Source organism: Blautia glucerasea, assembly GCF_020537505.1.
Taxonomy (GTDB): domain Bacteria; phylum Bacillota; class Clostridia; order Lachnospirales; family Lachnospiraceae; genus Blautia_A.
Map to the genome: position 1 here is coordinate 283,304 of NZ_JAJBMO010000001.1, position 19,524 is coordinate 302,827.

Sequence of the window (19,524 nt, forward strand, 5' to 3'; positions counted from 1 at the left end):
AACAGTTTACAAGTAGTTTTAAAAACTATATAATAGAGAGCAGAGGTGATAAAAAATGACAGCTGATGATAAATCCATATTAAAAGGCATTCTGGATCACATTTCCGGAATGGATTATATAAAACCAGAAGATCTTCCAAACATCGACCTGTACATGGATCAGGTCACCACATTTATGGAGGATCAGCTTGCATCCACCAAGCGCCACGATGATGACAAAATCCTGACCAAGACCATGATCAACAACTACGCTAAGAATAACCTTCTCCCATCCCCTGAGAAGAAGCGTTATTCCAAGGATCATCTTCTCATGCTGATCTTCATCTATTATTTTAAAAATATTCTGTCCATTACAGACATCCAGAAGCTTCTCGGCCCCATCACAGAGAAATATTTTAAGGGCGAGCCTGGTAAGGATATGACCTATGTATACAATGAAGTTTTCGGAATGGAGAACCGCAAGATCGACCAGCTGATCAAGAATCTTCTGAAGGATTACCGTTTCTCCAGCGCCACCTTCCAGGACGCAGATGAGGAAGACCAGGAATTTCTTAAGCGGTTCAGCTTTATCTGCCTGATGAGTTTCGATGTCTATATTAAGAAGATGATCATCGAGAAAATGATCGACGATATTTCCCCGGCAGAAGATAACCATAAGAAAAATAAAAACAAATAGTACAGACCTCCGGTTATATATAGTTCTGCCGGAGGTTTTTTTTCATACAGTTTTAGAAAATACGCATGAACAGGTGGAAACATGTCAATTGCAGAAATAGTGTAAGAACTATCTGCCCGCATAATTGCCACATATGCACCATAAAACCCGCGGAATCAATCACAATTCCGCGGGTCTTCTTTCGTGCATTTCATTCTATTTTCAACTCAGATTCCCAGATCCTTACTCGTCCTTCCGATCCAGTGGACGGTTCTGTTCCTTCTTCTCTTCCATTCTCTTAAATACCATATCATAACCGTCATTACCATAATTCAGAGAACGGTTTACACGGCTGATTGTCGCTGTGGAAGCACCTGTCTTCTCAGAAATGTCAAGATAAGTTCTCTTATCCATTAACATCTTGGCAACCTCAAATCTCTGAGATAAAGAAAGAAGCTCGTTAATGGTACACACATCCTCAAAGAAAGTGTAGCATTCTTCCTTATCCTTCAGACAAAGTATGGCCTCAAAAAGATGGTCAACTGCCTCAGTTCTGATATTTTTACTCATTTCGCTACTCCTTTTTTCTATATTTAATGTTCTCTATTCTGTTTTCAATAATTATTATTTTAACACGCTAACGTGTGATAAGCAAGGACTTTCTGGAAATATTTTTCCTGTAAAAGTGCTGCAGGCATTTTCTTTTTTGTGAAGAATTTATAGTTTTTACGTAGTTTTCTATTTTCAAATTGCTTTTTTTTCACAGATTCGTTATACTAATTGATAAGCTCATTGATGCTATACACCAAATAGAAAAGAGGAAATTTTGAATGGATCGTTTTTTCAACATGGATAACAAATTTTTCACCTTTATGAGCAGGGTTGCAGATCTTATCATTCTGAATCTGCTGTGCATTGTCTGCTGTATTCCGGTGATCACCATTGGACCTTCCATCGCAGCCATGTTCTATGTTACATTGAAAATGGTGCGCAATGAAGAGTCTTACATCGTCCGCGGATTTTTTAAATCCTTCAAACAGAACCTGAAGCAGGGTATTGTAATCAACCTGATCATGCTTGTGGCTGCAATTTTGTTATACTTTGACATCAGTATCTGCCGCAATACTCCTGGCATCATCGGAAAGGTTCTCATGGTATTATTTATGATGATCCTGGTAGTTTACCTGATGATCTTCCTGTACATCTACCCGGTACTTGCCAAGTTTTACAATACCATCAAGAATACTTTTACCAACGCATTTTTGATGTCCATCCGTCATCTTCCGTATACAGCACTTATGATCCTTATCACTGCTGCCCCGGTTCTTGTATTCTTTATTCCAAGTGCCCAGGTACAGTCCATGGTTTTACTGCTGCTGGTACTCATCGGATTTTCCGGAATTGCATACATCAATTCCTTCTTCTTTGTAAAAGTTTTTGACAAATACATTCCAGAAGAAACTTCTGAACCAAATCCGGACAGCGTAGTAGACCACAGCCTTGATTCCGACAACAAGAATTTATGATCACCAATTGGAATGGAAAACCCTACCACTCTCTTGACTACATGTTGAAAGAGCGCTTCGGGGAAAAAGTTTACAAAGTCACCTTAAACGGCGGTATGAGCTGCCCGAACCGTGACGGCACCATTGGACACGGCGGCTGTATCTTCTGCAGCGAGGGAGGCAGCGGCGATTTTGCCGCAAGCGCGGCGCTTTCCATTGCGGAACAAATTGACAGTCAGATCGCTATGCTCTCTGCTAAACGTCCAATCCACAAATATATCGCCTATTTCCAGGCGTATACCAATACTTATGCCCCAGTGCCATATCTGGAAAAAATTTTTCAGGAGGCTATTTCCCATCCGGGAATTGTCGCCCTTTCCATTGGCACAAGACCGGATTGTCTGGGAGATGACGTGGTGGAACTTCTCTCCCGTCTAAATAGAATCAAACCGGTCTGGGTGGAGCTGGGACTTCAGACCATCCATGAATCTACTGCCGCTTACATCCGAAGGGGATATCCCCTGTCCTGTTTCGAAGATTCCCTTAAAAGACTTCGCCAGGCAGGTCTGGAAGTGGTGGTTCACACGATCCTGGGTCTTCCAAGGGAAACCAGGGCGGACATGCTGGCAACCATGGATTATTTAAGTGCCCAGGACATTCGGGGCATCAAACTTCAGTTGCTCCACGTTCTGAAAGGCACTGATCTTGCATATGATTATCTTGCCGGTAAATTCAAGGTGCTGGAACGGGAAGAATATATTGATCTTGTGGCAGATTGCCTGGAACATCTGGATCCTTCCATTGTGATCCACCGGGTTACCGGCGATGGTCCGAAGGATCTTTTGATCGCACCTTTATGGGCAAGCCGGAAAAGAGAGGTCCTAAACCTGCTACACCATCGTTTGAAAGAGCGCCATAGTTTTCAAGGAAAGGCTCTGATCAGGGAAACCCCTGAAACATATTGAAAAGCCATTCTATGATACCAGTGGCAAAAGACCTTTTGACACTCCTACCATTCTATAATATGTTTATCACATTTTCACCAGAAGGGAGGCTGGAAAATGGCTACACCATTTACCGTTTACAAACTGATCATCTTATATATGCTTCGGAATTCTTCGTCCCCCATCACCAATTCGGAGATTTCGGAATTTATTCTGGATCGCGAGTACACCAATTATTTCCATCTGCAGCAGGCTCTTTCTGAGCTGGAGGAAACAGAGCTGATTGAGAAGCGTACCATTTCCAATACTTCCTATTACTCTCTGACTGAGGATGGCAAAAATACCCTCACCTACTTCGAGAATGATATTTCCCAGGACATCCGCACCGAGGTACTTCAGTACCTGGCAGTCCGTGGTGCTTCCACAAGAAATCAGGTGAAAGCTCCCGCCGATTATTACATCAATAATCAGGGGGAATATGTGGTTCATCTTCAGCTTTTGCAGAAAGGCTCATCTGTGATCGATCTTTCCCTTGCAGCGCCATCACTTTCTGCTGCAAAAGCCATATGCAAGCAGTGGCCGAAGAAATACGAAGAAATTTATGACAAAATAATGGAGGGGCTTTTATAAAGCTCCTCCAATTTTTTCGTTTATTCCCCATCTTCCACATGGCTTCGGATAAATTCCATATGCTCCTTCAGCTTCTTCTCATATCCCATATCTGACAGCTCATAGAATGTTTCTCCTTGAATTTCATCCGGAAGATACTGCTGCTTCACGTAATGGTTGGGATAGCTGTGGGCATACTTATAGCCGATTCCGTGTCCCAGCTTCTCATGACCGCCATAGTGGGCATCCTGGAGATGAGCTGGCACCGTGGTCCTGGTCCGCTTCACACTGTCCATTGCTGCAAAAATCGCATTCACTGCAGCATTGCTCTTCGGCGCACATGCCATATAAGCTGCTGCCTGTGAAAGAATGATCTGGGATTCCGGCATTCCTACACGCTCTACCGCCTGGGCTGCTGCTGTGGCAACTACAAGTGCCTGGGGATCTGCATTTCCAATGTCCTCAGAAGCCAGGATCATCATACGCCTTGCAATAAACTTCACATCTTCCCCAGCGTAAAGCATCTTCGCCAGATAGTACACTGCGGCATCTGGATCGGAGCCACGCATACTCTTGATAAATGCAGAAATAATATCGTAATGGTTATCTCCATTCTTATCATAGCGCACCACGCGCTTCTGAATACACTCAGAAGCTACTTCCAGGGTAATATGGATCTTGCCGTCAGAATCTCTGGGCGTGGTGAGAATACCCAACTCAATGGCGTTTAAAGCGCTTCTGGCGTCCCCTCCTGCCATATCAGCCAGGAAATCCAGGGCATCCTCATCCAGAACAGCGTCATAGCTTCCCATACCCTTTTCCTTATCGTTTACTGCACGCAGGATCAGCTCCTTGATTTCTGGGATCTCCAACGCTTTCAGCTCAAAAACAATAGAACGGGATAAAAGCGCGCCATTTACCTCAAAATAAGGGTTCTCTGTAGTGGCACCAATGAGGATAATGGTTCCATCTTCCACAAAAGGCAGCAGATAATCCTGTTGTCCTTTGTTAAAGCGATGGATCTCGTCAATAAACAGAATGGTCTTTTTCCCATACATTCCAAGGGAATCCTGAGCCTGCTTTACTACCTCTTCCATATCCTTCTTACCTGCCACTGTTGCATTGATCTGGGTAAAATTTGCACTTGTAGTATTGGCAATCACTTTGGCAAGGGTGGTCTTGCCTGTACCGGGCGGGCCGTAGAAAATAACAGAGGTCAGTTTATCTGCCTTGATAGCTCTATAGAGCAATTTATCTTTTCCAACAATGTGCTGCTGCCCTACCACTTCCTCCAGCTTTGTGGGACGAAGACGGGAAGCAAGGGGTGATTCATTCTCCATTGTTCTGGATTTCGCGTATTCAAATAAATCCATGTAGTTTTCTCCATTTCAAAATAAAAAATCATCATGCCAGTTCACAAACGCGGTGCTGTCAGCATATGATCTGCCAGTAATTATCGTACATTTGTTCTAATTATAAACCATATGGCTTATTTAAGCAAGACAATAAAATAGTTTGGTTACTGTTCACTCCGTTCACGGCAATATCAGCTTATCTACCGTCACAAATTTATACCCTTCTTTCATCAGCAGATCCACGATCTGGAGTGCCGCATCCACTGAGCTTTGGTACGCATCGTGCATCAGGATCACTGCCCCATCCTCCACTTCATTTTTTACGATTCTCATGATCGAATCTACATTTTTACTCTTCCAGTCTAAGGTATCCACATCCCAAAGCACAGGAAACATCCCTACATAAAAATCCAGATTCTTTCTCCATTCCCCATAGGGCGGCCGCAGCCAGGCGGGGTACACACCGGTGATCTCATAGATTTCCTGATTGGTTGCCTCGATTTCCTCCTTTGCGGCTTCCTTTGAAATCTTATCCAGCTGCACATGATTGTATGTATGGTTTCCGATCAGATGTCCTTCCTCCTGCATTTGCTTCACTAGAACCTCTTTTCCCTCAATATTCTTTCCCATAAGAAAAAAGGTGGCGTGAACGCCCCGCTCCTTTAAGCCTTCCAGAAGCAAAGGCGTATATTTGCTGCTAGGACCATCGTCAAAGGTTAGGGCAACTTTCTTCTTTTCCTGACAGCCCCCTTCCATCGTATCTTCTGATGTATCTTCTGGCGTATCTTCTGTCCTGCCATCCCGCCCATCTGAAACACCTATCACCTTGTCACTGGCAGCTTCTTTCTCTATTTTTTTAGAAATGCTCTCTGTGTTTTCCTGTTTCTGCACCAGGAAGCCTCTTATTCCTTCCACATTCTCCCCGATCCGCACAGCACAAAACCGTGCCAGCAGTATCGTCAGCACTCCAAATTCCACCCACATCACCAGATGTCCTATTTTCTTTTTCATATCCCGCCGCCTGACATCTGTCCTTCCTGATAATATATGTATGAAAAACGCAAAAAAGCACTGGAAGCCTCCTTCGAAGCCACCAGTGCTTTTCCCTCTTAACATGCAGCCCTATGGCATGCATGTTCTTATTTCTTCATCATTTGCAGCTGGTTCTCAATCTCTTCGATACATTTCTCATATCCCATCCTGCTGCTGTCCAGACACAGATCGTACTGGGTCGCATCCTTCCATTCCCTGCCAGTAAATCTGCGGTAATACTCATCCTTGCGCTTGTCGTCTTTCTGAAGGAATTTCTCGATTTCCTTTGTACTCATACTCAGCTTCTCAGCCGCTTTTTCCATTCGGAAAGCCCAATTAGCGTGTATAAATACGCGAAGCACATTTGGATAATCCTTCAAAATATAGTTGGAGCATCTTCCAATGATCACGCAGGACTCTTTCTGTGCCAGCTCACGGATGATTTTCGCCTGGTAGTTAAACAGGTTCTCATCAGAGGTAAACTCCTTACTCTGAGGCGGGATCAGCTCACCGCTGTAAATACCGTTTTTTCCGAAAAACGGCTTCCTAGCGCTGGAATACTCGTCTACTCTTCCAAAAAGAGTTTCGTGGATTCCGCTGTCCTCAGATGCCATGCGGATAATATCCTTATCGTAATATCCAATCCCTAATTTCTTCGCAAGCATTTCACCAACGGTACGTCCACCGCTTCCATACTGTCTTGCAATGGTAATTACGAAATTGTCCATTTTTCTCCTCCTTATTACACCGGTCAGTTCTCTAAATCGTTGTTATTTTCATTTCTTCTGGAAACAAAAAAATCACCCGACCGGATTATTTTCCCATAAACAGCTGTATAAACCAGTTAGGTACCGCTGCCTTATCGCATTTTTAAGACAGGCAAACCTCTTCAGCTGTTAAATCCGCAAACCTTACTCTCCCAGATAGGCCTTCTGTACCGCCTCATCATTTAAAAGATCGCTTGCCTTTCCACTCATTGTGATCTTGCCAGTCTCAAGAACATAAGCGCGGTCCGCAATAGAAAGTGCTTTCTTCGCATTCTGCTCTACCAGAAGTACGGTAGTACCACCTTCACTTACTACACGGATGATATCGAAAATCTCATTTACAAAAATCGGGGAAAGTCCCATGGACGGCTCGTCCATTACGATCAGTCTTGGTTTGCTCATAAGGGCACGTCCCATGGCAAGCATCTGCTGCTCACCACCGGAGAGTGTACCGGCACGCTGTCCTTTACGTTCTTCCAGACGTGGGAATCGTTTATAGACTCCCGCAAGGCTTTCCTGGATCTCAGCCTTGTCTTTTCTTGTATAAGCTCCCATGATCAGGTTCTCATATACACTTAAGTCCGCGAAAACACGACGTCCCTCCGGGACATGTGCGATTCCCATCTCAACAATCTTATGCGCCGGAACCTTGGTAATATCTTTTCCTTCAAAAACAACGGAACCTTCTTTTGCAGAAAGAAGACCTGTCAGAGTCTGCAGTGTAGTAGTTTTTCCTGCACCATTGGCGCCGATCAGGGCAATAACCTCGCCCTGGTTTACCTCAAAGGAGATTCCTTTTAATGCCTGAATTACACCGTAATATACGTGTAAATCTTTCACTTCCAACATTGCCATTTCTTTTTCCTCCTTATTCGCCCAGATATGCAGTAACAACAGTTGGATCCTTAAGAACCTTAGCTGTCTCACCCTGACAGAGAACCTGTCCGAAGTTCAGTACAGTCAGCTCCTCACAGATACCGCCAACCAGCTTCATATCATGCTCGATCAGCAGGATAGTCATATTGAAATGTTCTCTTACAAATCGGATGGTATCCATCAGCTCCTGGGTCTCGTTAGGATTCATACCAGCAGCCGGCTCATCCAGAAGGAGAAGCTTGGGATCTGTGGCAAGTGCTCTGGCGATCTCCAGCTTACGCTGTTTACCATAAGGAAGGTTTCCTGCAAGAAGGCCAGCTTCCTGATCCAGGTTAAACACCTTCAGGATTTCCATAGCACGCTCATTCATCTCTTTTTCTACTTTAAAATACTTCGGAAGTCTTAAAATTCCTGTCAAAGTAGAATATTTATAATGGTTGTGCAGACCTGCCTTAACATTATCCAGCACTGTCATATCCTTAAAAAGTCGAATATTCTGGAATGTTCGTGCAATTCCTGCTTTATTGATGTCGATAATACTTTTTCCTGTGATGTCCTGGCCATCCAATTTGATAATTCCCTCATTTGGCTTATAAACGCCTGTAAGAAGGTTGAATACAGTTGTTTTTCCAGCACCGTTTGGTCCGATCAGGCCGTACAGCTCTCCTTTTTCAATTTTCATATGAAAATTATCGACAGCGTGAAGACCGCCAAACTGGATAGAAAGATTGTTTACCTCTAACATTGCCATAATTAAGCCGCCTCCTTTTCTTTGCCATGACCTTTGATTTTTTCAACAATGCGGCTTCTGAAATCTCTTGCTGCAGGAGCCCAGTTGAAAAGCATCATTGCGATCATTACGATTGCATAGATCAGCATACGGTATGTGGAGAATCCACGAAGCAGCTCAGGAAGTGCATAAAGCACGATAGTTGCAAGGATACTTCCGCGAAGATTTCCCATACCTCCAAGGATAACGTATACCAGGATGGTGATGGACATATTGTAGTCGAAAATGGAAACCTTCAGCATGGAAAGGTTATGGGCATAAAGCACACCAGCTACTCCGGCAATTGCTGCTGAAACAGTGAACGCCAGCAGTTTGTTCTTTGTTACGTTGATACCGATGGATTCGGCTGCAATACGGTTGTCACGGGTAGATGTGATGGCACGTCCGCTTCTGGAATTTACCAGATTCTGGATGACAAACAGGGCAATCAGAACCAGAATCACACCAATCAGGAAGAAATAATCCTTAATATCTTTGTATAAAGTGGCTGTTCCTGCGACACCAAGGGCACCCTTGATGATCTGTTTTCCGCCTGGATCCAGCTGAAGATTGGATGCACTTGTTGCAACGTGAAGGCCTTTGTCATCCACACCAACATACAGAATGTTGATCAGGTTCTTGATGATCTCACCAAATGCCAGAGTTACGATTGCAAGGTAGTCGCCGCGAAGTCTCAGTACCGGAATACCGATAAGCACACCGAAAATAGCAGCAACAGCTGCACCTACCAGTAATGCAAGAATCAGTCTTGGGACAGACGGAATAAGATCACTGGTAACATGGGAAAATACCGCACTGGAGTAAGCTCCAACACACATAAATCCTGCGTGTCCAAGGCTAAGCTCTCCAGAATAACCTACTACCAGGTTCAGGGAAAGAGAAGCGATGGTGTATACACAGATTGGTACCAGAAGGCCGGTAAGCAGTCTGGACAGGTTTCCGGTAGAGGAAAGAATCTGTACCACAACGAAGATTGCGATTACCATGCCATATGTAATAAAGTTGTTTTTTGTTGTTTTGTTCATATTCTTTTTCATATCGGCCACCTCATACTTTCTCCTGGATGTTCTTGCCGAACAGACCAGATGGTTTTACAAGCAGCACGACGATCAGAACTGCAAACACGATTGCATCTGCAACCTGAGAGGAAATATAAGCCTTACTGAAGATCTCGATCACGCCAAGAAGGATTCCGCCAACCATGGCGCCAGGGATAGATCCGATTCCACCAAATACAGCGGCAACGAATGCTTTGATACCAGGCATTGCTCCTGTGTAAGGAGTCAGTGTAGGATAAGCGGAGCAAAGGAGAAGCCCAGCGATTGCTGCAAGTCCGGAACCGATTGCAAAGGTAAGAGAAATGGTAGCGTTTACATTGACACCCATCAGCTGTGCAGCATCACGGTCCTCAGAAACAGCCTGCATGGCACGTCCTGGTTTGGTTTTCTTTACAAAAAGCTGAAGGCCGACCATGATCACGATACAGGCAAGGATAGTTACAATGGTAACACCCTTAATGGTAAGCTGTCCGTCAAACAGAACCAGGGCTGGAACATTGATAACCGGAACGAAGCTCTTTGCATCTGCGCCGAAGATCAAAAGTGCCAGGTTCTGAAGCAGGTAGCTGACACCGATTGCAGTGATCAGAACTGCCAGGTTGGAAGAAGCTTTACGAAGCGGTCTGTAGGCAACTGTCTCAATGACAACACCGGCTACCGTACAGATCACAACGGAAAGAATGATTGCCAAAATTGGTGACATACTGGCTTTGGTAACTGCGGTAAGGATTACAAATGCTCCAACCATAATAACGTCACCATGTGCGAAGTTCAGCATTTTTGCAATACCATATACCATTGTATAGCCAAGAGCGATGATCGCATAGATACTGCCCAGGCTGATACCATCTTTTAAATAGGATATAAAACTCATAATGCACCTCTTAACTGGATTTGTTACTGTAACTAGTAACGAATTTTTCTTTTCCATGAGCGTGTTTGAAAATTCATTCCCGGCTTTTTCCGCTGTAAGAATTTCTGTCGCTTCCAAAACGGACATGTCGCCTATCGCCGACATCACCATATATGAAAAAGCGGAAGTAAATTTTCAGACACGCTCCAGTTATTTTATAGTTATTTTGGTTGTCCCGGAGCGGAGCAACCATTATTTTATAATTGCAAAGAAGGAGACGGACCCACAGGTAACCGTCTCCCCTTTGCTAACGGCCATCCCCTGCGAACTCAGGGAAATGGTTAAGACCCTGCCGCATATCCGGCATAATGTCCTTTATTCTTTATTATTCCATAGAAGCGTAAACGCCATCCTTAATCACATAAGCCTTAGGAGCTTTATCGCACTCGCCGTCCTCTGTCCATTTAGCTTCTCCTGTAAGACCATTTACAGTAATATTCAGCATGGAAGCGGACATTGCTGCGCTGATGTCCTCATTGGACATATCCGGTGTGATACCAGCGTCATCTGCTGCTGCTTTCATAGCGTAAAGTACGTCATATGTATCTGCTGCGAACTGGTTTGGTGTCTCACCGTTGTATGCATCGCCATATGCTTTTACGAAGTTTACAGTTGCCTCATCATCACCTGTTGCAGAGAATGGTGTCAGAAGCATAACACCTTCTGCAAGAGAGGTATCGAAATTCTCAACGTTCAGGATACCATCCATACCGTCAACACCGAAGATCTTTATGTCAAGACCAAGGTCATGAGCCTGCTGAAGGATCAGAGCGTTGTCAGAGTAGTAGTTTGGAAGAAACAGAAGCTCTGCACCGCTGTCTTTAATCTTACCAAGCTGTACGGAAAAGTCTGTGTTGTTGTCTGTTGTGTAAGCTTCATCAGCTACAACCTCAAGACCGTAATCACCGCAAGCTGAAACGAATGCATCATGTACACCTGAGTTGTAGTCTGCCATGGAATCGTAAAGAGTCGCTACTTTAGTAGCAAGTCCTTTCTCGGAAATATACTCAGCAGATTTGGTTCCCTGCATTGGGTCTGTGAAGCACATACGGAACTCATTGTCACCAGCTGTAATGCTGTCTACTGCTGTTGCGGATGGTGTAAAGAGGAATGTGCTCTCTGCTGCCTCTGCGCCTACTGCGATACAAGCACCGGAAGTAACGGTACCACAAAGCATCTGCATTCCTTTGTCAAGAAGGTCATTGTAAGCGTTAACTGCTTTCTCCGGATCTCCCTGATCATCACCAGCGTCAAGGATTTCTACCTGATATCCATTGAATCCGCCGTTTGCATTGATCTCATCTGCTGCGATCTTAGCTGCATTGTATACACCATTACCATACTGTGCATAATCTCCTGTCATAGGTCCAATGACACCAATCTTGAAGGTTTCCTCGCTGTCTGCAAATACAGATACAGGTGTTACTGTGGATACTGCTATTGCTGCGGCTGCAGTAATGCTGAGTACTTTTTTCAGATTTCTCATAATAAATCTCCTCCTTAATTTATGTAAGAGCTTCTGTCATCCCGCCCTCTCATCGTGTCTGCCACACTGAGGTAATAGAAAAGCCCACTGGTGGTTTCCCAGCCGGCTTTGGCTTCCATAACTTCTTCTCTTTACTACTTTAATGTTAAGATTATAGCATCCTGTTTTTTTGATTGCAATAGACAATTTTATAGTTTTTTAAGAATTACAGAAAAAATTTCCGTTACTATGTCCAAATTTTCCTGTTTTTGTTATTTCTGCGGCGTACAAGCGTGCGCTGTAGGACGCACTGCAATTCTATTATCATATTTTATATTGTAAATAGAGTGTATTTCAATTTAGTCCAATAAGGCTCTAACCCCCAAAATGCAAGTTCCTGTTGAACGCTTTTATGTAAAAAAATAGGAGATGGTTTCCCATCTCCCATACTTTATCTCTTATTTCGCAAAAATTAAGCGATTGCTTTCTTAGCGATCTCAGCAAGTGCTGCAAATCCCTGAGCATCGTTTACAGCCATCTCAGCAAGCATCTTTCTGTTGATGTCGATGTTTGCAACTTTGAGGCCGTGCATCATTTTGCTGTAGGATAAGCCGTTCATTCTTGCAGCTGCGTTGATACGTGCGATCCAGAGCTGTCTGAACTGACGTTTCTTCTGCTTTCTTCCAGCGTAAGCGCTGGTAAGAGCACGCATAACAGACTGTTTTGCTACTCTATACTGTTTGGAACGAGCTCCTCTGTAGCCCTTTGCCAGTTTTAATACACGATTATGTTTCTTCTTTGCGTTTAATCCGCCTTTAATTCTTGCCATTTCTTATTTTCCTCCTGTTCGTCTTCTTCTATGCTATATCTTATAAATACGGTAATGCTTTCTTCATGCTCTTAACATTAGTAGAATCAACAACAGTAGCTTTTCTAAGATTTCTCTTTCTCTTCTGAGATTTCTTTGTTAAGATATGGCTCTTGTAAGCTTTATTTCTTACTAATTTTCCTGTTCCTGTTTTTTTGAAGCGCTTTGCTGCTGCTCTACAAGTTTTAATTTTTGGCATTGTAATTTCCTCCTTAATATCGTATCTATTTAATGTCCCTCATCCAGTCTGACGCCCTCCCAGGGTGTCTCTCCAAATGAATGCAACATCCTAGTGTTTCTGTGCTAAAAACATTGTCATGCTTCTGCCTTCTACCTTAGGTGCCTTCTCAACTACGGCAATGTCCTTCAGCATGTCGGCAAAATCATCCAGAACGTGCTTGCTGCTTGACATATGCGCCATCTCTCTTCCGCGGAAACGAAGAGTAACCTTTACTCTGTCGCCCTTGGTAAGGAACTTACGCGCTGCCCCAGCCTTTGTATTCAGGTCATTGGTATCAATATTGGGTGAAAGACGCACTTCTTTGACATCGATGGTCTTCTGCTTCTTCTTGGCTTCTTTCTCTTTTCTGGCAAGCTCGTAGCGGTATTTACCGTAATCAATGATCTTACATACCGGTGGCTTTGCCTGTGGGGCAATCTTTACTAAATCAAGCTCTGCCTCCTGAGCCTTGGCCATTGCCTCTCTCGCGGACATAATTCCAAGCTGTTCTCCGTCCGGTCCGATTAAGCGTACCTCTTTGTCTCTGATTTGTTCGTTAATCATTAAATTGCTAATTGTCGTGCACCTCCATACCTGATAGATGATCTGTTCTGATCCAGCTTCTAACCTCTGGACTCTCATTCCCCTTCGCAGGAAGAAATTCCTGCCTTCATACGCTGCCACACATAAAAAAAGTGCGGACAGAATCCACACTTCTCCTATTACACCCGCGAACTAAGTCACGCGCTGCTGTGCAATATGAACCCGAGCCGCATCCAAATGTGCGCTGAGGTGAGAGTGAACTCTGCTTTCTTTTCATCACGTACTGTTGTATACTACCATGCCCGCCCGCTAAAGTCAAGCCATTTTTTTATTTTTTTAATTCTTTTTTAATTCTTCTTTTTTGACATAATTATAGTTCTTTTTTGTCCTAAGCGTAAAAAAATCTGTTATTGAAAAATCTTCCCATTTTCTGATTTTGTAACTGGGACAGAATAAAAAGGAGCGGCTTTCCAACTCAAAAAATATGTATATTTTCTTCCTTTCAGGAAAAAATAAAAAAGAATCCTGCAAAACAGGATTACGTTTCATAACACAATTGCGAAAAAATGAAACTCAGGAGGTAAAAAACATGACAATCTTAAAATGTTCCGCAACAACCTGTGCTTACAACGAAGATATGCTCTGCTCCAGAGGGGAGATTGATGTGATGGGCGACAGTGCCAGAAGTGCCGATGAAACATCCTGCGGAAGCTTCCGTGAAAGAAGTCAGGTAACTATGAACAGTGCCAAAAACGGCTGTGGATGCGAAACCATCCAGATTGACTGTAAAGCCCACAACTGTACCTACAATGAAGACTGCAAATGTAGTGCAGCAGCTATCAACGTAGCCGGAAGCGGTGCCAAGGAATGTTCTGAGACGAAGTGCGACACCTTTGAGTGCCAGTGCTGATCGGGAAACGAGACAAAACAGCCCCCGCACAAATGTGCGAGGGCCTTTTTAATCTCTATTTCCTATCTGTTTCTTAAGAAGTCCGGGATCTGGATATCCTTCTTCTGAACAGTGCTGGATGGTGTCTTCGCTGTGAATGGAGTAGCATTCATAGTCGGCATGCTAAAAGATGGCATGTTCAGGTTTACACCACCAGTTGTGGCAGAAGAAGCAGGTCTCTTATTTGCAAATACAGAGTTGCTTGCCTTATTTCCAAATGGGTTAGATGCCTGTACATTGTCAGCAAGACCAGTTGCGATAACAGTGATTCTTGCATAGTCAGCAACAGAGTCATCATACATAGCACCAAAGATGATGTTTGCATCCTCGCCTGTAAGCTCCTGTACATAGCTTGCTGCGTCGTTTGCATCCATAAGGGAGATATCACCGGAAATGTTGATGATAACATGTGTAGCACCCTTGATGGTAGTCTCAAGCAGCGGAGAAGATACGGCCTGCTGGACAGCTTCCATAGCCTTATCATCGCCTCTTGCCTCACCGATACCAATGTGCGCAATACCCTTATCTGTCATAACGGTCTGTACATCAGCAAAGTCAAGATTGATAAGAGCCGGCAGATTGATCAGATCTGTGATGCCCTGAACGGCCTGCTGCAGAACCTCGTCTGCCTTTCTCAGTGCTTCCGGCATAGTGGTACGGCGATCAACGATCTCCAGTAACTTGTCATTCGGGATTACAATCAATGTATCAACAGACTTCTTCAGGTTCTCAATACCTGCAAGTGCGTTGTTCATACGTGTCTTAGCTTCAAAACGGAAAGGTTTGGTCACAACACCTACAGTGAGGATACCCATTTCCTTAGCTGCTGCTGCGATAACCGGAGCTGCACCAGTACCGGTTCCACCGCCCATGCCACAGGTAACGAATACCATGTCAGCACCTTCGATGATCTGTTTCACTTCCTCAATGCTCTCTTCTGCTGCTTTCTGTCCAACCTCAGGCTGTGCTCCTGCACCAAGACCTTTGGTAATTTTCTCACCGATCTGAAGTACAGTTGGAGCTTTGCACAGAGTCAGAGCCTGCTTATCTGTATTTACTCCTACAAACTCTACCCCGCCGATGGCCTCTTCAACCATTCTGTTTACTGCATTATTTCCGGCGCCGCCTACTCCGATTACAATAATCTTAGCAGAGGATTCCGCCTCATTTGACATTATCTCTAACAATGTACTTCCTCCTTTATTTCTACCTTATATCCTTTATCTTTAATTTCAGCAAATATATACCAAGCTGCATATAGCTATATCATATATTTTTTTTGGGAATTTATCAACCACTAATTTTGTTTTTTTTATACTTTTTTCTCGAAATCCGCGGTTATTTTCTTAATATTCCCCATCGTAGCTGTCATAGCCGTCTTCATTATAGTCTTCACTGTAGTCTTCGCTGTAATCCTCACTATAACCTTCACTATAGTCTGTGCTTCCGTCTCCCGTGTCTTCCCCGTCTCCTTCCTCACTGTTTTCGTTTGGATTCGAGCCTACATAATTTCCATCTTTATCCAGTTGTCCATATCCGGTATAGCTTCCATCTTCCATATAGCCCCCAAGCCAGCTGCCATTTGCAGCAATGCTCTCCTCTGTAGGCTTAGGTCCTACATAGTTCATATTCTGGTCATATTCACCCTCGCCAGTGTAGTCTCCTTCCTCATCATAGCCTCCATGCCAGTTTGCAAGGGCATTCTCATAGACTGCCTGGGTATCCACACTCTCTATGGTTCCATCCTCGCCCAGATCCTGCTCGAAGGTAATGGTCTTGGAATTGTCATTTACGTTCTCCAGGTGAAGGATTCCCTTTTTGCCGGAAAGCTTAGGCAAAATAGCGCTCACCCGCACCATTTTGTCCTCGAGATATTCATCCTTGCCAAGCATGACCTGAATCTCTCCATAGGTAAGGGTAATCTCATAGCTGGCATCAAATTCAATGTGATCCGGTATATCCTGATTTTTCTGAAAAATGGTAGACAATGCCACTGCAGTGGTAAGAACCGAACTGCCTTTGATCGGAAGCTTCTCCCCCTCGATCACATGGCTTACCTCAATGCCATCAAAAAAAGGTACCAGCTCGTCCCTTGTGCGGGAGCTTTCAATAAAAGTGCCGTTCCGGTCAAAGTAAACGTAATTATCCAGATAGGGAATACAGCCCACAGCCTTCTTCTCACGCACACTGACACAGATACTGTTGTGGGAAAGTCTTGTAATATTGAACCCTTCTACAAAAGGCACGTCCTCCACATCTCCCCTGGAATGGAGCAAAACTGCAAGAATGGAATTATCCGTAAACGCTCCCTGCAAAGCCATCGCCTTTACTTCTTCATCTGAATAACGTGTAGTTCCCATAACCTCCACACTTGTCACATGAAAATAAGAAAAGAAAAAGACCAGGCCTGCCAGCAGAACTGCCCCCAGGGCTCCCCAAATTGCTTTCTTATGTTTTCTATAGATCAGCTTCATTTTCAGTGATTTCATATATTGTTATTCCTGCATCCTTTTTACTGCTGCTCCCAGCGTATTCAGATCCTGGCAGATATGCTCATAGCCACGCTGCACATAGGAATAGCCATCCAGTACCGTAACTCCTTTTACACACAGTGCTCCAAGGATCAGCGCGGCACCGCCTCTTAATTCCCAGGCCGTTACAATAGCTCCATGAAGTTCCTTTCCCCCATGGATCACGGCTTCCTTTCCCTGTACCCGGATATCGGCACCCATCTTCACCAGCTGCTGTGCTGCCTTATAGCGGTCTTCAAAAACGTTCTCCCGGATACAGCTTCTTCCCTTTACTGTGGCAAGCACTGCCATCACCGGGGACTGAAGATCTGTGGGAAATCCTGGATAAACTGCTGTTTCCAACAGTTCCACCGGCTTTTGAACATGTTCTCCATTGACTAATAGTTTACCACTGTTACCTTTATATTGTCCACCCATTTTCCGATATACTTCAAGAAAGGCCTCCAGTTCCCCTTCCGGTGAATTTTCCAGGGTGATCTGGCTTCTGGTTATGGCAGCGGCGCAAATGTAAGTGCCTGCCACGATCCTGTCCGGAGGAACCTGCATAGAACCTGCCTTTAAATGCTCTACACCATAAATACAGATCCGGTCCGTACCATCCCCCTCGATTTTCGCTCCCATAGCACGTAGATAACGGCAAAGCCACTGGATTTCCGGCTCCCGGGCACAATTTTCCAGCACGGTTTTCCCCTCTGCCAGTACCGCTCCCAAAATTCCCTGCTGGGTTGCCCCTACACTTCTCTTCGGAAAAGACACAACCGTCCCCTGCAATCGGGGGCATTCTGCCATCAGAAGCCCGGCTTCTTCCGTGATCACAGCGCCCAGCTTCCGGAGCACAAGAAGATGCAGATCAATGGGCCTTTTTCCGATCACACACCCGCCGGGATACCCCAGGCTTCCTTTTCCATTTCTTGCCAAAAGCGCACCAAGAAGGATCACAGAGGACCGCATTTTCCCGGTAAATAAAAAAGGCACCGACCATTTATCTGCATTTTCACAATCCATATAAAGATCATGGTTTTCCCACCAGGTCACAGCACCCAGATTCTGCAGAATTTCTTCCATGCAAAAAACATCCGCGATCCGCGGACAGCCTTTCAGCACACTGACTCCCCGGTGCAAAAGAGAGGCCGCCATCATAGGCAGCGCCGCATTTTTGGAACCCTGTATCCGAATACTCCCTTTCAACTGGTGTCCTCCCTCAATGTAAATCCGGTCATCCAAGCCATTCACTCCCAAAGGGCCTCTTACCTTCTATTGTATGCGTCTTTTTTCATCTGGTGATAAAATGCTGCCTGTCATTTTCCGACTGACGCTTAGTGCCAGCCCCATTTCTCCCAGAAGAAATACCACCGACGTTCCTCCATAGCTGATAAAAGGAAGAGTAATCCCTGTATTAGGAATGGTGTTGGTCACAACTGCAATATTCAGGATCACCTGTATGGCCATATGGCTCATAATCCCGCAGCAGATCAAGGTACCCTGCTGATCTTTACAGTGGAGGGCAATCACCATCAGCCGCCACATAAGAAGTCCGAATATGACTATGAGAAAAAAAGCTCCCGTCAGCCCCAGTTCCTCACAAATAATAGAAAAGATCATGTCGTTCTGGGCTTCTGGCACAAATCCCAGCTTCTGCAGACTGCTCCCAAAGCCTCTTCCAAAGAGCCCGCCGCTGCCAATGGCGTAAAGTCCCTGAATGGTCTGAAACCCCTTTTCATATTTTTCCGGATTCCGCCAAATGGCAAGACGCTCCAGGCGGTAGCTCTCCGCAGCCAGAAATACAGCGATCACAGCTACTCCAGCCACGCCCATTCCAATAAACCTGGCATATCCTGGATCGGATACAAAAATCAGGATAACACCGATTCCAAGGATTATGATCGCCGTACTCAAGTTATTGGAGCCTACCAGACCAACGATCGGAAGCAGCGTCATCATAGTCCTGCACATAAACCAGAAGCCGACTGTGGTCTTTTTGCTTCTGGTAATCTGCCAGGTGAGAAACAGGATCACTGCCACTTTCGCAAATTCCGAAGGCTGAAAGGACAAAGGGCCAAAATTCAGCCATCTTTTGGAACCATTGATTTCCTGTCCAACCAGCAGGACAGCGGTGGAAAGTCCCATAGATAAAAGGTAAGCCGCCGGAGCCAGCCGGACAAAGAAACGATAGTCTGACTCTGCCACTATATACATAGCCAGGAACCCCAGGGTGGTTGCAAAAAACTGCTTTTTAAAATAATAGGCAGAGTCGCCGAAGCGTACTCTGCCATTATATTCACTGATGGAAAACAGCATGAACAGTCCGAATACTGCCAGAAGCAGCACCAGGATCAATAAGACCGTGTCTGTTTTCGTTTTCTTATTTCGTTCCCGGATCATAGAGATCTGCTCCTGCCGTCCCATGCCTTAGTTCAAACATATGCCGCACCTTAGCATTCTAT

The 19,524-nt window shown here is 44.7% G+C and carries 21 protein-coding genes; 5 read left to right on the forward strand and 16 right to left on the reverse strand.

What is annotated here, in order from left to right; all coding sequences use genetic code 11:
* The first annotated feature begins 55 nt into the window (after positions 1-55).
* Positions 56-676, forward strand: coding sequence for a DUF1836 domain-containing protein (locus LIQ05_RS01205; RefSeq protein ID WP_226818001.1), 621 nt, complete (start codon positions 56-58; stop codon positions 674-676).
* A 222-nt stretch (positions 677-898) separates the two neighbouring features.
* Here LIQ05_RS01205 and LIQ05_RS01210 read toward each other — a convergent pair whose 3' ends face one another.
* On the reverse strand, positions 899-1,225 hold the full coding sequence (locus tag LIQ05_RS01210) for a YerC/YecD family TrpR-related protein (protein ID WP_226818002.1): 327 nt from the start codon (positions 1,223-1,225) through the stop codon (positions 899-901).
* Between the two features lie 260 nt (positions 1,226-1,485).
* On the opposite strand from LIQ05_RS01210, the gene LIQ05_RS01215 reads away from it, so the two are divergent.
* The 3 genes from LIQ05_RS01215 to LIQ05_RS01225 all read left to right on the forward strand — a co-directional run bounded on the left by LIQ05_RS01215 (position 1,486) and on the right by LIQ05_RS01225 (position 3,734).
* Entirely contained in the window at positions 1,486-2,181 is a 696-nt protein-coding gene (locus LIQ05_RS01215) for a YesL family protein (protein WP_226818003.1), read from the forward strand.
* On the forward strand, positions 2,178-3,125 hold the full coding sequence (locus LIQ05_RS01220; RefSeq protein WP_264292689.1) for a TIGR01212 family radical SAM protein: 948 nt from the start codon (positions 2,178-2,180) through the stop codon (positions 3,123-3,125). The genes LIQ05_RS01215 and LIQ05_RS01220 overlap by 4 nt, the downstream gene beginning before the upstream one ends.
* Before the next feature lie 96 nt (positions 3,126-3,221).
* Positions 3,222-3,734: a DUF4364 family protein gene (locus LIQ05_RS01225; protein ID WP_226818004.1), complete on the forward strand. Its 513-nt coding sequence runs from the start codon at positions 3,222-3,224 to the stop codon at positions 3,732-3,734.
* 20 nt (positions 3,735-3,754) lie between these two features.
* On the opposite strand, the gene LIQ05_RS01230 is transcribed toward LIQ05_RS01225, so the two are convergent.
* The 11 genes from LIQ05_RS01230 to infC all read right to left on the reverse strand — a co-directional run bounded on the left by LIQ05_RS01230 (position 3,755) and on the right by infC (position 13,621).
* The gene (locus LIQ05_RS01230) at positions 3,755-5,086 is read right to left on the reverse strand and encodes a replication-associated recombination protein A (protein WP_226818005.1); all 1,332 of its coding nucleotides are present in this window, start codon (positions 5,084-5,086) and stop codon (positions 3,755-3,757) included.
* A gap of 162 nt (positions 5,087-5,248) precedes the next feature.
* Positions 5,249-6,079: a polysaccharide deacetylase family protein gene (locus LIQ05_RS01235; protein ID WP_226818006.1), complete on the reverse strand. Its 831-nt coding sequence runs from the start codon at positions 6,077-6,079 to the stop codon at positions 5,249-5,251.
* 128 nt (positions 6,080-6,207) lie between these two features.
* Positions 6,208-6,828 carry an AAA family ATPase gene (locus LIQ05_RS01240; RefSeq protein WP_226818007.1) on the reverse strand — a complete coding sequence of 207 codons (621 nt, stop codon included), beginning with the start codon at positions 6,826-6,828 and terminating at the stop codon, positions 6,208-6,210.
* 183 nt (positions 6,829-7,011) lie between these two features.
* On the reverse strand, positions 7,012-7,722 hold the full coding sequence (locus LIQ05_RS01245; RefSeq protein ID WP_226818008.1) for an ABC transporter ATP-binding protein: 711 nt from the start codon (positions 7,720-7,722) through the stop codon (positions 7,012-7,014).
* A gap of 13 nt (positions 7,723-7,735) precedes the next feature.
* The gene (locus tag LIQ05_RS01250; RefSeq protein ID WP_226818009.1) at positions 7,736-8,494 is read right to left on the reverse strand and encodes an ABC transporter ATP-binding protein; all 759 of its coding nucleotides are present in this window, start codon (positions 8,492-8,494) and stop codon (positions 7,736-7,738) included.
* A 2-nt stretch (positions 8,495-8,496) separates the two neighbouring features.
* Positions 8,497-9,570, reverse strand: a complete 1,074-nt coding sequence (locus LIQ05_RS01255; protein WP_226818010.1) for a branched-chain amino acid ABC transporter permease — start codon at positions 9,568-9,570, stop codon at positions 8,497-8,499.
* Between the two features lie 10 nt (positions 9,571-9,580).
* The gene (locus LIQ05_RS01260) at positions 9,581-10,465 is read right to left on the reverse strand and encodes a branched-chain amino acid ABC transporter permease (protein WP_226818011.1); all 885 of its coding nucleotides are present in this window, start codon (positions 10,463-10,465) and stop codon (positions 9,581-9,583) included.
* A gap of 364 nt (positions 10,466-10,829) precedes the next feature.
* Positions 10,830-11,990, reverse strand: coding sequence for an ABC transporter substrate-binding protein (locus tag LIQ05_RS01265; protein ID WP_226818012.1), 1,161 nt, complete (start codon positions 11,988-11,990; stop codon positions 10,830-10,832).
* A gap of 451 nt (positions 11,991-12,441) precedes the next feature.
* On the reverse strand, positions 12,442-12,798 hold the full coding sequence (gene rplT, locus LIQ05_RS01270) for a 50S ribosomal protein L20 (RefSeq protein ID WP_226818013.1): 357 nt from the start codon (positions 12,796-12,798) through the stop codon (positions 12,442-12,444).
* A gap of 40 nt (positions 12,799-12,838) precedes the next feature.
* Complete coding sequence (rpmI, locus tag LIQ05_RS01275) at positions 12,839-13,036, reverse strand: 50S ribosomal protein L35 (protein ID WP_117850817.1); 198 nt, start codon at positions 13,034-13,036, stop codon at positions 12,839-12,841.
* A gap of 90 nt (positions 13,037-13,126) precedes the next feature.
* The gene (gene infC / locus LIQ05_RS01280) at positions 13,127-13,621 is read right to left on the reverse strand and encodes a translation initiation factor IF-3 (protein ID WP_118578206.1); all 495 of its coding nucleotides are present in this window, start codon (positions 13,619-13,621) and stop codon (positions 13,127-13,129) included.
* Between the two features lie 568 nt (positions 13,622-14,189).
* On the opposite strand from infC, the gene LIQ05_RS01285 reads away from it, so the two are divergent.
* Complete coding sequence (locus tag LIQ05_RS01285) at positions 14,190-14,510, forward strand: DUF1540 domain-containing protein (protein WP_226818014.1); 321 nt, start codon at positions 14,190-14,192, stop codon at positions 14,508-14,510.
* A 62-nt stretch (positions 14,511-14,572) separates the two neighbouring features.
* On the opposite strand, the gene ftsZ is transcribed toward LIQ05_RS01285, so the two are convergent.
* The 4 genes from ftsZ to LIQ05_RS01305 all read right to left on the reverse strand — a co-directional run bounded on the left by ftsZ (position 14,573) and on the right by LIQ05_RS01305 (position 19,462).
* Complete coding sequence (gene ftsZ, locus LIQ05_RS01290) at positions 14,573-15,724, reverse strand: cell division protein FtsZ (RefSeq protein WP_226818058.1); 1,152 nt, start codon at positions 15,722-15,724, stop codon at positions 14,573-14,575.
* 171 nt (positions 15,725-15,895) lie between these two features.
* Entirely contained in the window at positions 15,896-17,038 is a 1,143-nt protein-coding gene (locus tag LIQ05_RS01295) for a cell division protein FtsQ/DivIB (RefSeq protein WP_226818015.1), read from the reverse strand.
* A 6-nt stretch (positions 17,039-17,044) separates the two neighbouring features.
* Entirely contained in the window at positions 17,045-18,313 is a 1,269-nt protein-coding gene (gene murA / locus LIQ05_RS01300) for a UDP-N-acetylglucosamine 1-carboxyvinyltransferase (protein WP_226818059.1), read from the reverse strand.
* 21 nt (positions 18,314-18,334) lie between these two features.
* The gene (locus LIQ05_RS01305; protein ID WP_226818016.1) at positions 18,335-19,462 is read right to left on the reverse strand and encodes an FtsW/RodA/SpoVE family cell cycle protein; all 1,128 of its coding nucleotides are present in this window, start codon (positions 19,460-19,462) and stop codon (positions 18,335-18,337) included.
* Between the last annotated feature and the right edge of the window lie 62 nt (positions 19,463-19,524).

Excerpts from the sequence above, each read along its gene's own strand:
- LIQ05_RS01205 (WP_226818001.1), top strand. The coding sequence starts at position 56 with ATGACAGCTGATGATAAATCCATATTAAAAGGCATTCTGGATCACATT.
- LIQ05_RS01210 (WP_226818002.1), bottom strand. The coding sequence starts at position 1,225 with ATGAGTAAAAATATCAGAACTGAGGCAGTTGACCATCTTTTTGAGGCC.
- LIQ05_RS01215 (WP_226818003.1), top strand. The coding sequence starts at position 1,486 with ATGGATCGTTTTTTCAACATGGATAACAAATTTTTCACCTTTATGAGC.
- LIQ05_RS01220 (WP_264292689.1), top strand. The coding sequence starts at position 2,178 with ATGATCACCAATTGGAATGGAAAACCCTACCACTCTCTTGACTACATG.
- LIQ05_RS01225 (WP_226818004.1), top strand. The coding sequence starts at position 3,222 with ATGGCTACACCATTTACCGTTTACAAACTGATCATCTTATATATGCTT.
- LIQ05_RS01230 (WP_226818005.1), bottom strand. The coding sequence starts at position 5,086 with ATGGATTTATTTGAATACGCGAAATCCAGAACAATGGAGAATGAATCA.
- LIQ05_RS01235 (WP_226818006.1), bottom strand. The coding sequence starts at position 6,079 with ATGAAAAAGAAAATAGGACATCTGGTGATGTGGGTGGAATTTGGAGTG.
- LIQ05_RS01240 (WP_226818007.1), bottom strand. The coding sequence starts at position 6,828 with ATGGACAATTTCGTAATTACCATTGCAAGACAGTATGGAAGCGGTGGA.
- LIQ05_RS01245 (WP_226818008.1), bottom strand. The coding sequence starts at position 7,722 with ATGGCAATGTTGGAAGTGAAAGATTTACACGTATATTACGGTGTAATT.
- LIQ05_RS01250 (WP_226818009.1), bottom strand. The coding sequence starts at position 8,494 with ATGGCAATGTTAGAGGTAAACAATCTTTCTATCCAGTTTGGCGGTCTT.
- LIQ05_RS01255 (WP_226818010.1), bottom strand. The coding sequence starts at position 9,570 with ATGAAAAAGAATATGAACAAAACAACAAAAAACAACTTTATTACATAT.
- LIQ05_RS01260 (WP_226818011.1), bottom strand. The coding sequence starts at position 10,465 with ATGAGTTTTATATCCTATTTAAAAGATGGTATCAGCCTGGGCAGTATC.
- LIQ05_RS01265 (WP_226818012.1), bottom strand. The coding sequence starts at position 11,990 with ATGAGAAATCTGAAAAAAGTACTCAGCATTACTGCAGCCGCAGCAATA.
- rplT (WP_226818013.1), bottom strand. The coding sequence starts at position 12,798 with ATGGCAAGAATTAAAGGCGGATTAAACGCAAAGAAGAAACATAATCGT.
- rpmI (WP_117850817.1), bottom strand. The coding sequence starts at position 13,036 with ATGCCAAAAATTAAAACTTGTAGAGCAGCAGCAAAGCGCTTCAAAAAA.
- infC (WP_118578206.1), bottom strand. The coding sequence starts at position 13,621 with ATGATTAACGAACAAATCAGAGACAAAGAGGTACGCTTAATCGGACCG.
- LIQ05_RS01285 (WP_226818014.1), top strand. The coding sequence starts at position 14,190 with ATGACAATCTTAAAATGTTCCGCAACAACCTGTGCTTACAACGAAGAT.
- ftsZ (WP_226818058.1), bottom strand. The coding sequence starts at position 15,724 with ATGTCAAATGAGGCGGAATCCTCTGCTAAGATTATTGTAATCGGAGTA.
- LIQ05_RS01295 (WP_226818015.1), bottom strand. The coding sequence starts at position 17,038 with ATGAAATCACTGAAAATGAAGCTGATCTATAGAAAACATAAGAAAGCA.
- LIQ05_RS01305 (WP_226818016.1), bottom strand. The coding sequence starts at position 19,462 with ATGATCCGGGAACGAAATAAGAAAACGAAAACAGACACGGTCTTATTG.